A 14,869-nucleotide genomic window follows, 5' to 3' on the forward strand; every position below is an offset into this window, starting at 1 on the left:
ATCGACGCTGCGGCGCAATATCGGCGGCTTTCCGATCGCGGCGGATGGATTGTGGCCGATTCAACACAGGTTGCGGCCTATCTGATTTTTGCAACGCAGCAGGGAAAACATTGCGTTTGCGAGAGCGCCTCCGAACCCTTAAGCGCCCGCGCCAACAAGGTCAGGGTAATCAGGGTTTCATAAAATCATGCATCAGCGCCGAATCCGCAACAGCGCCGCCGCCTCGCTTTTCGCGATTGCCTGTGCAACCCCGCTTGCCGCGCAGGCCCAGAGCACGGCCGCTCCGGGCGGCGATGCTGCCAGCAGCACCGATATCGTCGTCACCGCCACCCGCCGCGAGGAACGCGCCGTCGACGTGCCGATCGCGGTTTCCTCGCTGAGCGGAGACAAGCTCGCCGCGATCAATTCCAGCGGCCAGGATATCCGCTTCCTTTCGGGCCGCGTTCCCAGCCTCCTCGCGGAATCCTCGTTCGGCCGCACGTTCCCGCGCTTCTACATTCGCGGCCTCGGCAATACCGACTTCTCGTCGGACGCCGCCCAGCCGGTTTCGGTGGTCTACGACAATATCGCGCTGGAAAGCCCGTTCCTGAAGGCTTTCCCTGCCTTCGACCTTGAGAACATCGAAGTGCTCAAGGGCCCGCAGGGCACCCTGTTCGGCCGCAACACCCCGGCAGGCGTGATCAAGCTGACCTCGGCCCGCCCGACCGATCACTACACCGGCCACGGCAGCGTCTCGTGGGGCACCTACAACACGATCAACAGCGAGCTGGCGCTCAGCGGGCCGATCACCGAAACCCTGCGTTTCCGCGTTGCCGGCAACCTTCAGCACCGCGACGACTGGGTGAAGAACGACTACGCCGAGACGATCAACGAACGCCGTTTCGACGGCTATGACGATTTCGCCGGTCGCGCCCTGCTCGAATATGACAACGGCCCGCTGAACATTCTCGCCAATGTCCATGCCCGCCGCTTGCGCGGTTCGGCCCGCGTGTTCCGCGGCAACTCGATCAAGCCGGGCACCAACGACTTCGTGGACGGCTTCGATGTCGAGCACACCGCGCAGAACGGTTCGAACCCGCAGCGCCTCGACGGCTGGGGCGCCAACGTCCAGGCCAGCTACGACTTCGACGGCATCGGCACCCTGTTCTCGGTGACGGGCTGGGAAAAGGTCAACGTCTTCTCGCGCGGCGACACGGACGGCAGCTATCCCGCCGCCGTGCCGTTCTCGGTCGAGACCGGCAGCAAGGCCCGCCCGCGCGAATTCACGCAGGAACTGCGCTTCGCTTCGGAGAAGTTCGGCGACGTCAGCTTCCAGGCCGGCGCCTATTACTTCAACCAGAACCTCAACACCGAGGCGGTGAGCTGGAGCGAGACCAACGTCCAGACCAACGGCAATACCGCGCATCTCGACAACGAGACTTACGCGGTGTTCGGCTCGGTCGAATATACCCCGATCGATCAGCTGATCCTGCGCGGCGGCCTGCGCTGGTCGCATGACCGCAAGTACAGCGTCCTCAACGACGTCGACGGCGCCCTGCTGTCGGACGGCCGAGCCAAGGGTTCGAAGGTTTCGTGGGATGCCAGCGCGACCTACAAGCTGGACGACGATCACTCGCTCTATGCCCGCGCCGCCTCGGGTTATCTCGGTGCTTCGCTGAAGAACGACGTCGTCGCCGGTGTCGCCACCGAAGCCAAGCCGCAGACGACCACGTCGTTCGAAGTCGGTTTCAAGGGTGAAGAGCGCGGCCTCGTCAGCTATTCGGCCGATGTGTTCTACATGAACACGCGCAATATCCAGCTGACCGCCGTGGGCGGCGCTTCCAACACCACCACGCTGATCAATGCCCGCAAGGCGATCGGCTGGGGCGTGGAGAGCGAAGTCACGCTCACCCCGGTCGAAGGCCTCGTGCTGACGGCGGGCGGCAGCTACAACTTCACCAAGCTGAAGGACCGCAACCTGGTGGTCGCGCCCTGCTCGGGCGGCTGCACCGTGCTCGATCCCATCGTGGCCGGAACTTCCTACGTCTCGATCGACGGCAACCGCCTGCCGCAGGCACCGCGCTGGATCGCCAACTGGACGGCGGGCTACACCGTGCCGATCAGCGCGAACCAGGAAGTCTTCGCCTATACCGACTGGGCCTATCGCAGCTCGGTGAACCTGTTCCTCTACGATTCGATCGAGTTCACCGGCAAGCCGTCGCTCGAAGGCGGCCTGCGTGCCGGTTGGCGCGACAACGACATGGGCGTGGAAGTGGCGGCATTCGCCCGCAACATCACCAACCAGATCCGCATCGTCGGTGCGATCGACTTCAACAACCTGACCAGCATGGTCAACGAGCCGCGCATCATCGGCGGCGAGGTGAAGTTCCACTTCTGATCGAACGGGCGCCGGTTCCGCTGGGTAGCGGGACCGGCGCCCAGGATCACTGCGTAACGGCCTGCGCATGGACGACATAGCGCCAGGGGCCGCTGCGAACCGCGTCGAACGGGTAGCAGGTCACCAGATCCAGCCGTTCGCCGATGGGCGCGTCCGCCACGCCGTAGCCATCCCATCGCACCACTTCCGCGCCGGTCACACGGTAGCGCCGCTCCACGCCTTCGCGGGTCTGGGCGAAAATGACATCGCCCTTCTTCAAGTCTCGCAGGAACCGGAAGTGGGTGTCGCGATGGGCGGCGACAACGGCGGTTCCCGCCTGTCCCAGCGCCGCGCCGCCCGGCAGCAGGGTAGGGCCGAAAGCCAGGGCCTGGCCCGATCCGCTGTCCAGCACGATCCGGGAAACGCCCAGGGCCGGGACGGAAAGGCGGGCCACCGGGGTCATGTCGGCCCAGGCCCAGGGCTTATGCGGAGCATGGTCGATGCGGCTGCGTTCGAAAGCGCGATCAAGCAGGACCTGCGCCACTGCGGCCTTTGCGGGAATGTAGAGCCCGCGTCCCACTTCGACCACGCCGAATAAGCAGAGGGCGAGCAGCAGGAGGGCCGCAAGGCCGTGCCCGCGTGCCGCTTTGCCGATCCGACCGGACACGCGCAGGACCGCCGCATTCATGCCCGCCTCCGGCGCAGGAGCAGCGCAAGCCCGGTCATGCCCGCCAGCAGCAGGGCAAGGCCCTTGCCGACAGTACCGAGGAAGCCGGTGGCGGTCTGCGGCAGTTCCAGCATCTGTGCCTGCATGGCAGCCCGATCGCCGGAACCCTCCGTTGCGGGAACTGTCTTGATGGCGTCCTGACCGAACAGGCTGCCGAAATCCCACCCTGCGGGCAGTTCGATCGGCAGTTCCTCGCGGGTCAGGCGCGCGCCTGCGGGGCGCGAGGGGGTTTCGTCCACGGCGACCAAGCTGGTGCGCCTGGTGACGATGCCGCTCTCCATGCCGATCCGTTCGACTTCGGTATCGGCGGCGGCGTCTTCCAGCTTGCCGAGCGCCCGGTCGGCCTCGACATCGGTGATCCGGCGATGGGCCCAGAGCTTCTCGATGGCCGGACTGGGCAGGGCGCTGGCAAGATCGACGCGCCGTTCCCAGGGCTTGCCGCCGATCCTGCCGCTGACGGTCAGCGTGCCCGCCAGTTTGTCGGATCGCCCGACCAGAACCAGCGGACGACCGGCATAGACGTCGGGCATGCGCGCGGGGGTAAGGTCCAGCGAACCGCCTTCGACCCTTACAGATAGGTCGCGCACGGCCGGATGGCTGAGCACGTCGAGCAGCGGCATCATCTTCGCGGCCACCTCACCGGGCGCACCGACATGGGTGTAGACCCCGCCGCCGATCGTCGACATGCGCTCCATCAGGAAATCGTTCGGCGCCGAACCGATGCCGACCATGAAGACATGGCTGCGCCCGCCGTCCGCGCCGATGGCGGCCATCATCTCGCGCTCGTTGGAAATCTCGCCGTCGGTCAGGAACACGATCTGGCGCAGGACATCGGGGTCATTGCCGCCTCCGGTCCCGGCATCCTCCAGCGCGGCCTTGAGGGCGGGAAGCATCTCCGTACCGCCCTGCGCCTCCAGCGACTCCGCGAAACGGGTGGCCAGCGCGACCTGGTCCGGCGTGGCGGAAACGCTGTGGTCGAACAGGCGGGTCATGGTGTCGTCGAAGCGGATCACGTTGAAATGGTCCTGCGGCCGCAAGGTGCCGAGGGCGTGGATGAGGCTGGCTTTCGCCTCGTCCATGGAATCTCCGCCCATCGAGCCGCTGTTGTCGATCACGAAGACCATTTCGCGCGGAGGGCGCGGAACGCCGTCGAGATTGGCGGGCGGGGTGATCGCGGCCATGACGTAATCGCCCTTTGCCGTATGCTGGGCGAACAGGCCGAGGTCCGGGTCGGCCGAGGCGGAGCGCCATTCCAGCACGAAGTCGCGGTTCGCCGGAACCGTCTTGTCGGCCAAAGTTACGCGCCGATCGGCAAGAGGCCCGGCAACATCGATCCGGTGGTAGCGGCTGATCAGGTTGGCGACGTCGAAGCCGGGCGCCAGGTGGACCGAGATCGACGTAGGGTTGGCCTTGCCGGCAAGTGCGGGATCGAGCACCGGCGCGGCGGTGACGGCATTGGCGTCCGCGACGGCAACCTCCGAGGTCAGGCTATGGGGCGGGGTGTAGCGCGGGCCGACCACGAGCGGCAGGCGCAGAGAGAACGTACCGTTCGCCTGGGCCACCGGCGCCTGGTACTCGATCGAGATCAGCACGGTTTCGCCGGGGCCGACATTGGCGACCGAAGTGCTGAACATGTTGGGACGCTGCTGTTCGACCAGCCCTGCCTTGCGGCCGCTGCTCCTGGCCGCCTCGTAAGTCGCGCGGGCCTTTTCGCGCGGTTGGATATGCCCCACGATCACGCGCTGGCCCACCACCATCTTCAGCGAATCCACCGCGCCGTCCTGCGGCAGGGGATAGAGGTAGCTGGCTTCCATCCATGTGTCGGACGTGTTGCGGAAGGCCTGCGTGACGCGCACGCGGGCGACCTGGCCGGTCACGGTCACGTCCATGTCGGTGCCGAGGCGTACGGCGGGCAGGCTCTTTGCCGTACCTTGTCCGTGCAGCATCAGCGTTCCGGTTGCGGGTCCGTCCTGCGGAGCGGCATCGTCCGCGGCACTTTCATCGGCGGCAGCGACTGTCGCGTGAACGACCATCGCCGCAGGCGCGCCGAGGGTCAGGACGATCGCCGGGATCAGCGCACGGCGGATGGCGTGAGAGCGAGAAACGGCGGTATGCGGCATGGCGGGGCTCCATCTTCGTTCGGGAGCCCTTTCCCTATGCGCGGGCGATGCCGCACAGCCACGAGCAGTTTTGGCCGTTTCCGTCATCGCATGTGCGCAAATCCGCAAGGGCACGAAATGATTGACGGAATGTGCGCATTTGTGCGGAAATAGGCGCAAGATGACAGTGACCGAAACCGACCCGACCGATTCCGCCGCACCCTCTGCCGAGAGCGCCGAACTTGCCCGCCTCGTGCGCGAGGAGATCGCGCGCCGCCGCATATCCCGGCAGGCGCTGGCCGATATGGCGCGGATCAGTCTCTCAACGCTCGAAAAGGCGCTGGCCGGCAAGCGTTCCTTCACATTGGCAACGCTCCTGCGGATCGAGGAAGCGCTGGGCGTCAACTTGCGCACGGGCGGGCAGGGCCAGCCTGCCGCGCCTGCTGCCAGCGACGTGGCGCCCGATACGATGGGCGCCTATGCGCGTTCGGCGGTGACCTGGCTCGAAGGGCGCTATCTGACGCTGCGGCCCAGCTTCGGCACCCCCGGCGGCCTCTTCGCCTATCTCACGACCGTGCGCTGGGTGCCGGAGAAAGGCTGTCTCGGCTTTGCGGAGTCCGGGCGGTCGGATTCACGGTTCGAGCAGGCCGGGCATGTCTCGATGCCCAATCTTTCGGGGCACATCTATCTGGTGACCAACGAACAGGGGCAATATCGCCTTGCCATTCTCTCGCGCCCCACGATCGACGGGTAACTCTTCGGCATCCTGACGACGCTGGAAGTGGGCAGCGGATCGCAGCTCGTGCCCGCCTCCGCCCCGATTGCCTTGCGCAAGCTGGCCGAGGGTGAAGAGCCCCAACTAGGCCTGATCACCCCGGACATGGCGCATTTCGAAACCAGCCGCGAGATGCTGGCCCGTTCGATCGAGGGCGACTTCGCCCGGTTGCATCTGCCTGCCTGAACCGGAAAGGCCGCGCCTCAGCGCCAGAAGCGTTTGGCGTCCACGAAAGTCTCGTAAGCCTCGTCGGCGGCGTCTACCAGATCGGCCTTGCGGCCTCCGGCGACGATGCCAGCCGCCTCCGGCGCGTCCGAGAGGCCAAGCCGGGCAAGCAGTTCGGGCGCGCCGACAAGGTCGTTGAGCGCGCCCAGCCGGTCCTGCAGGTCCTCCAGCGCGGACACGAAATGCTTACGGCGTCGGCGCTCGCGCTTTTCGGGAAACAGGGCGGAGAAGAAGTCGGCGGCGTAGCGCAGCTTCTTGGCGGTCTTGCGAAGTTCGTGACGGGAGTGATCGTCGAGCTTCTTCAGTCGCTTTCCGCCCTTCTTCACCTTGCGGCGGAAACGCTCCAGCACCACGGCGGCAAATTCGCGGGCGGGCATTTCGCGCAGATCCCGGCATTCTTCGCTGCAGAGCCAGTCTCCGGTCGCGATCCATTCGGCCAGGTCCAGCATGAGCCTACGCGTTCGGGCGCTGTCGAGAACTTCGCCCACCGCCTCGTAGGCCTCGTCCCGCGCGGTGAGGATGCGATCCAGGAACGGGCCGGGCTCGGCATGTCCGGCCAGCACGTCGAGATCCCGCGCCTTGCCCAGCTCGGCGGCGAGCCAGCGCAGTTCCGCATTGAAGCGGCGCGGCGTTTCGTCGCTGAAGAGCTTCTTGAACAGAACGAGCGCGGACCGCAGGCGGCGTATCGCGACGCGGGCCTGATGGAGCGCGGCCTCGTCCCGGCTTTCGAGCACCAGCGCTTCGTTGAGGCGGAAATGGCGCAGGCAGGCGTTGGCGATGAGGCGAAAGCTGTCGGCAACCGTCATGTCCCGCTCCAGCGGCACGCGCCCCGCCTTGGTGGCCGAGGCTGCCGGGCCCATCAGGCGAAAGCCGCGCTCCGCCTTGCTCGACACGCCGATCCGCACGGGCGCGACTTCGGCGATCCGCCGCGCCATGGCGAAAAGGGTGGCGGCGTTCCCTTCCTTGAGTTCCAGTTCCATCTCGAGGATCGACGTCTCGCGGTTTCCGGCAACGATCCTGCCTCGATCGAGCGTGATCTCCACGCCTTCGCCGCGCCATAGCCGCCGCTCGTTCTCGACGATGAAGACCGGGCCGATCGCCGCCGGGTTCGTCCCGAGCAGGGCAAGGATCGGCGTCGTGTGATCGATGATCGGTTCGTCGCCGGGCACCGGGCGTTCCCACTCCGGGCGAATGAACATCCCGGCGGCAGGACCGTCCGCCTTGACGGTCTGGATGCGCTCCTCGCCATTGCGGCGGACGCGGAGCGATAGCCCGGCCTTGGACAGGTCGTGGGCAGGCGTGTCGAAGTAGACCGCATATTGCTGCACGATCTGCGGGTCGCCCGGCAGGAGGCTGGAGCTTTCGAGGAAAGCCGCGCTCTCCGGCGCCAGTTCCAGCTTCAGTTCGGCTTCCTCGCTTGCCGCTGCCGTCATGTCGTCATCTCCACTTCGTGCGCTGCAAGGATGAATGCGCGGGGAACCCGATCGTTCGCGCGCGGTGTGGCGGTTCGTTCCTCCATCGTGCCCGTTCGCGGTTACCGGCTTGCGACAATAGGATCCTTTTTTCGCTGCGACTTCAATAGCTGAGCCGCGCGCACCCTTAGACGTCCGGTAGGGAAAAACGGAAACCCCTTTACATCGACTCTAATACGGATAAAAAATATCCGTATTAGAGTCGATGTAGGATCAAGCGAAATGTCCCAGCGTATCGATTATGCGAAACAGTCCCCCGAACTGGTCCGCAAGATGATGGACCTGTCTGTCGCGGTGAAGCACGGCGTCGTCGAGCAGAGCACGCTCACGCTCGTCGACATCCGCGCCTCGCAGCTCAACGGCTGCGCCTTCTGTCTCGACATGCACGTCAAGGAAGCCAGGATTCAGGGCGAGCGGGACCTGCGCGTCCATCATGTCGCGATCTGGCGGGAATCGCCGCTGTTCAGCGCCCGTGAACGCGCGGCGCTGACCTGGACGGAAGCCTTGACGCAGCTTCCCGTCGGCGGCGTGCCGGACGAGATCTACGCGCGGGTTCGCGAGGAGTTTTCCGAGAAGGAAATCGTCGATCTGACCTTCGCGGTGATGACCATCAATGCCTGGAACCGCCTTTCGATCGCCTTCCAGGCCGTGCCGGGTTCCGCCGACAAGCTCTACGGCCTCGAAAAGGCCGATCTGGCCTGATTGCGGATCTTCTCGTCAAGCGGGCGGCCCTTCACCGGGCCGCCTTCAGCTTGCCCGCTCCATGAGCCAGTCGAAGCTCTTGCCGAGCAGTTCAGGCGAGAGTTCCTCCTGAAGCATGTCCTGCAGATCGGCCAAGGTCACGGCCGATAGCGACTGGCGCCAAGCTTCGTCGGCCCGCCACATGATGCGGGCGACGGCGCAGGGCCTGTCGTCGCATGCGCCCTTTGGTCGGCACGGGTTGTTGGCCCGGATCTCGCTGCACTGGAACGTGGATTTGCGGCCTTCCACGGCCTCCACCACATCGAGAAAGCTGATCTGCCCCGCCGTGCGCGCCAGCCGGTAGCCGCCGCTCGGGCCCAGCGTCGTATGGACCAGCCCTGCCTTCGACAGCGCCTGCAGGGCCTTGCCGAGATATTCCTTCGGCACCCCATGGAATTCGGACAGGCTGCGCGTGGAAAGATAGCGCCCTTCCGGCAGATTGCTCAGGACGGCGCAGCAGTGGAGAGCCCATTCCACCTGGTTCTTGAGGTTCATCGCAGGATCGGCTCGATTATGGACATCCGGTATCCTAGATGGGCCGTGCCGATTTGGCAACGGCGGGCGCCGAAACGCGCCGATTTCTGCGCCTGAACAAAATATTCGGCAGCAATCATTTGAGCATTGAAATCCGTGCGCGACATTGGGCACATACCGCTCCTGCGAATCATTAGCAGTAGAACGGAACATCAATGACTTCTTCCCAACGGCGCGCTCTCCTTCGCGTGCTGAGACAGACTTCCGCACTCGGCGCCGCGGCGTTCTTCTGCGTCGGGGTGCAGGCGCATGCGGCCGACGAGGCCGCCGCCAACGAGGACCCGGTGAAGCTCGGTTCGGTTCGCGTGGAAGATACCGCGATTGGCGATCAGCAGCAGGGCGTCGATCGCAATGCCGCAGGCAAGCCCGCCGTGCTCACCACCAGTACTTCGGCGGAAACCTTGCGTGACCGCATGGTCGACAATATCGCGGAATATGCGCGCCGCGTGGATGCCGGGGTCAATTTCAGCAGCAGCAACCAGAGCATCAACATTCGCGGTCTCGATTCCAACCGCGTGCTGACCACGGTGGACGGCATCCGCCTGCCCTGGATGAACGACGGCGCGCGCGGGGTGCAGGGCGGCGTCGCGGCGTTCGACTTCAACTCGCTCAGCGCCATCGACGTGGTGAAGAGCGGGGATTCCAGCTATTTCGGTGCGGGCGCGCTGGGCGGCGTCTTCGCGGTGCGGACGCTCGATCCCGAGGATCTGCTGACGGACGGAAAGAAGCAGGGCGCGCTGGGCAAGGCGACCTATGACAGCGCCAGCGACAGCGTCTATCTCAACCAGGCCGCCGCGTTCCGTACCGGCGATACGCTGGTCCTGATCCAGGGCGGCTATCAGAACGGCCACGAGATTGAGAACCAGGGCAATATCGGCGGCACCGGCACCAGCCGCACCGAGAAGAATCCGGCCTCCTACGATCAGGAAAACCTGCTGGTGAAGGTCCACCAGTATCTGGGTGGCGGGCACCGTATCGGCCTGACCGGCGAGACCTTCAAGCGCAGCTATGACGAGAACACGCTGACCAGCATCGGCTCGACATATTCGTCCTACCGCACACTGGAGCAGAACAAGCGCAAGCGCGTCGCCGGGACGTACGACTATCAGGCCGAAGGCGACGGCTTCGTGCAGCAGGCGCATCTGGTCGGCTACTGGCAGCGCTTGAACCTGCGCACCTACACGCGGGCCATGCGCACCACCGCACCGATCGGCCAGTACGACCGCGACAGCGATCTTCAGGACGAATCCTGGGGCGCCAACGGTTCGATCATCGGCCGCGCGGCAACCGGGGCGGTGCAGCACGCGATCAGTCTGGGCGGTGAAGTCTATGCGACCAAGACCAGCCAGTACGCCTCGGGCGTCGACAATTGCACGCCGGCGATCCGCTCCTGCTCGTTCCTGCACGTCAACCAGTCGGACATGCCCGATGTCGACGGGATCGACCTGGGCCTGTTCCTTCAGGATCGCATGACCTTCGGCGCGTTTCACCTTACGCCGGGCATTCGTTTCGACTGGTATCGCCGCACCCCGCAGGAAACGCCCGGCTACACGGTCAATGCCGCTTATGAAGGCCTTCCTGCCCGTTCCAGCGATTCCCGTTTCTCGCCCAAGATCATGGCCGAGTACGACATCACGCCCAGCCTGACGGCCTATGCGCAATATGCCCAGGCCTTCCGCGCACCTTCCGCGACGGAGCTTTACCTGACCTATGGCGGCACCGGTTCCTACGTCAGCATCGGCAATCCCGATCTGAAGCCGGAGACGAGCAAGGGCTACGAAGTCGGGCTAAAGTTCGGCGATGCGAAGCGCGGTGCCAAGGTCAGCTTCTACGACAACTACTATCGCAACTTCATCGACACGATCACCACGACCGCGTCGGAAGCGGGCCTGAGCGGCAGCTATCCCTTCGGCGTGTTCAAGTACGTGAACCGTGCCCATGTCCGCATCTACGGCATCGAGGCCAGCGCGCAGTGGGCGCTGACTGACAACTGGCGGGTCTGGGGCTCGATCGCCTATTCCCATGGCAAGGATACGGACGAGGACGTCTACCTCAATTCGATCCCGCCGCTGCGCGGGATTGCCGGGATCGGCTATAGCCAGACCTCCTTCGGCGCTGATCTTTCCGCCACCGTCGCGGCGAAGCGCAACAAGGTCGAGGATCCCAGTTCCACGATCAACAAGACGCCGGGCTATGGCATCGTCGATTTCACGGCCTGGGTGAAGCCGGGCCTGTTCGAAGGGCTGCGCTTCCAGGGCGGCGTGTACAACGTGCTCGACAAGACCTATTACAATGCGCTCGACATTTCGGACAGCGCCACGGTCTCCCAGAGCTATTACAGCCAGCCTGGGCGGACCTACAAGGCGTCGATGATACTCGCGTTCTGATCTCTGGTCCGGGTATGGGGGCAGTGGCGCCGCTCATACCCGGACCACGATCCGGTCTGCGAGAAGCAATGGAAGAAGGACAACCCATGGATACGACACTTCAGGCCCCGGCCGAGGTCGGCCGCGCCAAGCGTCTGAAGGCGGCTACCACGGAAACCCACGATCGGCTGGACAAGCGGATCATGGCGGGAGAGCCGTTTGCCTCCGTCGGGAATTACGGCCGTTTCCTGGCCGTGCAATACCAGTTCCACCGCGACATCGACGCGCTTTACGACAACCGCGAGTTGGCTGACCTCCTGCCGGACCTGGCTGAGCGCCGCCGGTTCGAGCAGATCGCGCAGGATCTCGGGGATTTGTCGCTTGCAGTTCCCGAAAATGACGAAGCGCCGCGCTTCGGGCCGGACGGGGCAGACCTGCCGACGGCGCTCGGCTGGCTCTATGTCGCGGAAGGATCGAACCTCGGCGCGGCCTTTCTTTTCAAGATGGCGCGGGCGCTGGGCCTCGACGAGAACCGGGGCGCCCGCCATCTTGCCGGCCACCCTGACGGCCGGGCACAGCACTGGCGCTCCTTCACGGGGGCGCTCGACGGTGTCGTGCTGGACGAAGCGGAAGAGGCCCGGGTGATCGACGGCGCCAATGCCGCGTTCCGGCGCGTCCATGCGCTGGTCGAACAGGAATATAGCTGAAGCTGAAAAACGGGTGCGTCAGGGTTGCATCAGCAATCGGCTGACGCCCCGTGAAACCAGGGGCAGCCGGGCGGCGGCCCTCAGCCCGGCATGGCGTACCGCGCGCGCGGCCGGGTGCTCTGCCGTATAGAGCCCGACGATCACGTTCGTGGCGGTGTAGATGGGGCGGCTCGCCAGTCGGTGGGTGGCCTCGTAGCGGCGCAGCAGCAGCGAACTGCCGATATCCTTGCCCTGCCGCGCTGCATCCGCAACGAGCGTGCCGAGCAGGCAGGCGCTGGCCAGCCCCAGGTTGAAGCCATGGGCCGTCACCGGGTGCATGCCTACCGCGGCATCGCCGATCAGGGCGGCGCGAGGCGCGGCGAAGTGGCGCGCATAAGTCGTGGCCAGCGGATAGACATGCGCCGGGCCGACAAGGTCCATCCGGCCCAGCCTTCCCTCGTAGCGCCGCGTCAGTTCCCCGCCCAGCGCTGCGGGATCGAGCGCGGCGAGGTGCGCGATATCAGCGCTGGGCAAAGTCAGGACTGCGGAGGACTGGCGGCCGTTCAGCGGCAGCATCGCGATCGTCTGGCCATGGTCGAACCATTCGGTGGCCACGCCGCCATGATCGCCGTCATGGGCGACACGGCAGACCAGCATGGCGCGCCCAAGCCTGTTCACTTCCGCGCCGATGCCGAGTTGGTCGCGCACGAACGAGAAGCGGGAATCCGCGCCGACCAGCAGAGGCGCGCGCAGTTCCTCGCCGTCTTCGCAGCGGATCGAGACGGCGCGAGGCCCGCCGCTGATCGCGGCGGTGGAGCGCTCCGGGAGGATATCGACACCGGGAAGGGCCTCAAGCACTTCGAACAGGGCGCGGCGGATGAGGTGGTTGGATACGAGATGGCCGAGGCGCTCCTCGGCGCCGCTTCCGAACGAGAGCGCGAATGGCGACCCGCCGTTCAGCACGCGCGCTTCCCGCAAGGGCGCGATGCCGTCCGCCGGGATGCGCTCCCAGGCGCCTAGAGCGCGCAGTTCGCGGACGGAGCGATGGGTGAGCGCGATCTCGCGGCCGTCCACGGCGGGCGAGGCGATGGCCGCGAGCGGCTGACGCTCGACCAAGGCGATCCGCAGGCCCGAACCTGCAAGCGCCGCTGCAAGGGCCAGTCCGGCGGGGCCGGCGCCCACTATCACCACGTCATGCGTCATCTTCGATCGTTCCATCATGCTGCCGGCCCGCTCATGCGCGATCCTGATTGCGGGCGACATGATTCAGGTCAATCACGCCGCTTCCTGCTGCCGCTCCGGTTCCTTTTCGGGCGCATGGCCGGAAATTTCCGCCCCGGCATCGGGGGCGAAGCGCAAGTTCCAGAACGTCGCCGTCAGCGAGATCGCCGTCACCACCCAGAACGCGATCGAGAAATCGGTGAGCGAGGGGGCGGCATCGCCGTTCGCCATCATGGCCAGGTGTAGGGCCATGGCCGCCACGCAGATCCCCAGCGACAGCATGAGCTGCTGGAAGGTGGAATAGAAGGCCGTCGCGCGGCTCATCTGCTTCTTGTCGATGCCGTCGTAGGCGATGGTGTTGTAGGCGGTGAACTGGAAGGACATGAAGAAGCCCGAAAGCCCCAGTACGCAGAACATCGCCCAGACCGGCCAGCTCGGCTGGAACAGACCGCAGACCGCGTAACCGGCGGTGGCGATCACGCCGTTCCATACGAGCGCGCGGCGGAAGCCGAACCGGCGCAGCACGCGCGGCGCGAAGCTCTTCATGGCCAGCGAGCCGATCGCGGTGGCCACGGTGATCGTGCCGCTGCGCGCGGCAGAGAACCCGAAGCCGACCTGCATCATCAGTGGCAGCAGGAATGGCTGCGCGCCCTGGGTGATGCGCGTGATCGAACCCGCTATCACCGAAAGGCGGAACGTCTCGTCCTTCAGCAGCGAAAGGTCCAGAATGGCGTTCTCACGCTTGCGGGCGTGGAGTACGTAGAGCAGGCCGGTGACCAGTCCCACCGCGATCAGCGCGGCGGCCATCGTGCTTTCGCCGGGGCGGCTCACCATCTCGAAGCCGAACAGCAGGCAGCCGAGCGAGAGACCGCTCAGGACAAAGCCCAGGGTATCGAAGCGGGCGGGCTCGTCCTCGCGGATATTGGCGATGAACCGGCCCACCAGATAGAAGCCCAGGAAACCCATCGGCAGGTTGATGTAGAAGATCCAGCGCCAGTCGAGATACGTCACGATGAACCCGCCCAGCGGCGGGCCGATGATCGGGCCGATCAGCGCGGGCACCAGCAGCCAGGACATGGCATTGACCATGTCCTGCTTGGCCACGGAGCGCAGCAGCACCAGCCTGCCGACCGGGATCATCATCGCACCGCCCACGCCTTGGATGAAGCGCGAGGCCACCATCATTTCCAGCGTTACCGACTGGCCGCAGGCAAGGCTGCCGAGGACGAAGAGGAAGATCGCGGCGCGGAATACCGTTCGCGATCCGAAGCGATCGGCGATCGTGCCGGACGCCGGGATGAACACCGCCAGCGCGAGAAGATAGGACGTCAGGGCGACGCTCATTTCCTGCGGGCGCACACCGAAATCGCGCGCCATGGTGGGCAGGGCGGTGGCGAGGACGGTGGAGTCCACGAATTCCATGAACAGGGCCGAGGCGATGATCAGCGCCACCAGCCGGTAGTTCGCTCCCGATTCCGCAGGGCCTTCGTCGCGCGTCTGGGCGATCGAACCGGCGGCGGGCACAATGCCGTCGCGCACTTCCGCATTGACCGAAGCAATGCCGCGACGACGCGGCCTCAACATGGGGCCTGCGTGCTTGGGGGGAGAAATGGCATGGGCAACTTTCGTATTCGCGGACTTGTAAGATCCCCTCCGCCCAGCAGGCC

13 protein-coding genes are annotated in these 14,869 nt (G+C 65.5%); 6 read left to right on the top strand and 7 right to left on the bottom strand.

Annotated elements, in window-relative coordinates; all coding sequences use genetic code 11:
- Positions 1-187 precede the first annotated feature (187 nt).
- Positions 188-2,377, top strand: a complete 2,190-nt coding sequence (locus tag NTCA1_RS11655; protein WP_159830646.1) for a TonB-dependent receptor — start codon at positions 188-190, stop codon at positions 2,375-2,377.
- Between the two features lie 46 nt (positions 2,378-2,423).
- On the opposite strand, the gene NTCA1_RS11660 is transcribed toward NTCA1_RS11655, so the two are convergent.
- Positions 2,424-3,044 carry a class GN sortase gene (locus NTCA1_RS11660; protein WP_159830647.1) on the bottom strand — a complete coding sequence of 207 codons (621 nt, stop codon included), beginning with the start codon at positions 3,042-3,044 and terminating at the stop codon, positions 2,424-2,426.
- Positions 3,041-5,203, bottom strand: a complete 2,163-nt coding sequence (locus tag NTCA1_RS11665) for a marine proteobacterial sortase target protein (RefSeq protein WP_159830648.1) — start codon at positions 5,201-5,203, stop codon at positions 3,041-3,043. Before NTCA1_RS11665 ends, NTCA1_RS11660 begins: the two co-directional genes overlap by 4 nt.
- 160 nt (positions 5,204-5,363) lie before the next feature.
- Between NTCA1_RS11665 and NTCA1_RS11670 the strand changes: the two genes are divergently transcribed.
- Together NTCA1_RS11670 and NTCA1_RS28695 are read left to right on the top strand one after the other, a co-directional pair.
- Complete coding sequence (locus NTCA1_RS11670; RefSeq protein WP_236549261.1) at positions 5,364-5,936, top strand: helix-turn-helix transcriptional regulator; 573 nt, start codon at positions 5,364-5,366, stop codon at positions 5,934-5,936.
- A 48-nt stretch (positions 5,937-5,984) separates the two neighbouring features.
- On the top strand, positions 5,985-6,143 hold the full coding sequence (locus tag NTCA1_RS28695; protein ID WP_236549262.1) for a hypothetical protein: 159 nt from the start codon (positions 5,985-5,987) through the stop codon (positions 6,141-6,143).
- 17 nt (positions 6,144-6,160) lie between these two features.
- Here NTCA1_RS28695 and NTCA1_RS11675 read toward each other — a convergent pair whose 3' ends face one another.
- Positions 6,161-7,615 carry a CHAD domain-containing protein gene (locus tag NTCA1_RS11675; RefSeq protein WP_159830649.1) on the bottom strand — a complete coding sequence of 485 codons (1,455 nt, stop codon included), beginning with the start codon at positions 7,613-7,615 and terminating at the stop codon, positions 6,161-6,163.
- Between the two features lie 261 nt (positions 7,616-7,876).
- Between NTCA1_RS11675 and NTCA1_RS11680 the strand changes: the two genes are divergently transcribed.
- Positions 7,877-8,356, top strand: a complete 480-nt coding sequence (locus tag NTCA1_RS11680; protein WP_159830650.1) for a carboxymuconolactone decarboxylase family protein — start codon at positions 7,877-7,879, stop codon at positions 8,354-8,356.
- A gap of 45 nt (positions 8,357-8,401) precedes the next feature.
- Here NTCA1_RS11680 and NTCA1_RS11685 read toward each other — a convergent pair whose 3' ends face one another.
- Together NTCA1_RS11685 and NTCA1_RS11690 are read right to left on the bottom strand one after the other, a co-directional pair.
- On the bottom strand, positions 8,402-8,890 hold the full coding sequence (locus NTCA1_RS11685) for an Rrf2 family transcriptional regulator (RefSeq protein ID WP_159830651.1): 489 nt from the start codon (positions 8,888-8,890) through the stop codon (positions 8,402-8,404).
- Positions 8,887-9,036 (bottom strand): hypothetical protein, encoded by a 150-nt coding sequence (locus NTCA1_RS11690; protein WP_159830652.1) that lies wholly within the window; start codon positions 9,034-9,036, stop codon positions 8,887-8,889. The genes NTCA1_RS11685 and NTCA1_RS11690 overlap by 4 nt, the downstream gene beginning before the upstream one ends.
- Before the next feature lie 48 nt (positions 9,037-9,084).
- On the opposite strand from NTCA1_RS11690, the gene NTCA1_RS11695 reads away from it, so the two are divergent.
- The gene (locus tag NTCA1_RS11695; RefSeq protein ID WP_159830653.1) at positions 9,085-11,316 is read left to right on the top strand and encodes a TonB-dependent hemoglobin/transferrin/lactoferrin family receptor; all 2,232 of its coding nucleotides are present in this window, start codon (positions 9,085-9,087) and stop codon (positions 11,314-11,316) included.
- 86 nt (positions 11,317-11,402) lie between these two features.
- Entirely contained in the window at positions 11,403-12,002 is a 600-nt protein-coding gene (locus NTCA1_RS11700) for a biliverdin-producing heme oxygenase (RefSeq protein ID WP_159830654.1), read from the top strand.
- A gap of 18 nt (positions 12,003-12,020) precedes the next feature.
- Here the strand turns inward: NTCA1_RS11700 and ubiM are convergent, their stop codons facing one another.
- Positions 12,021-13,244, bottom strand: a complete 1,224-nt coding sequence (gene ubiM, locus NTCA1_RS11705; protein WP_236549263.1) for a 5-demethoxyubiquinol-8 5-hydroxylase UbiM — start codon at positions 13,242-13,244, stop codon at positions 12,021-12,023.
- Positions 13,245-13,256: 12 nt separating this feature from the next.
- Positions 13,257-14,786 (bottom strand): DHA2 family efflux MFS transporter permease subunit, encoded by a 1,530-nt coding sequence (locus tag NTCA1_RS11710; RefSeq protein WP_159830655.1) that lies wholly within the window; start codon positions 14,784-14,786, stop codon positions 13,257-13,259.
- Positions 14,787-14,869 lie beyond the last annotated feature (83 nt).

The organism is Novosphingobium sp. TCA1, assembly GCF_009811895.1.
Classification (GTDB): Bacteria; Pseudomonadota; Alphaproteobacteria; order Sphingomonadales; family Sphingomonadaceae; genus Novosphingobium; species Novosphingobium panipatense_A.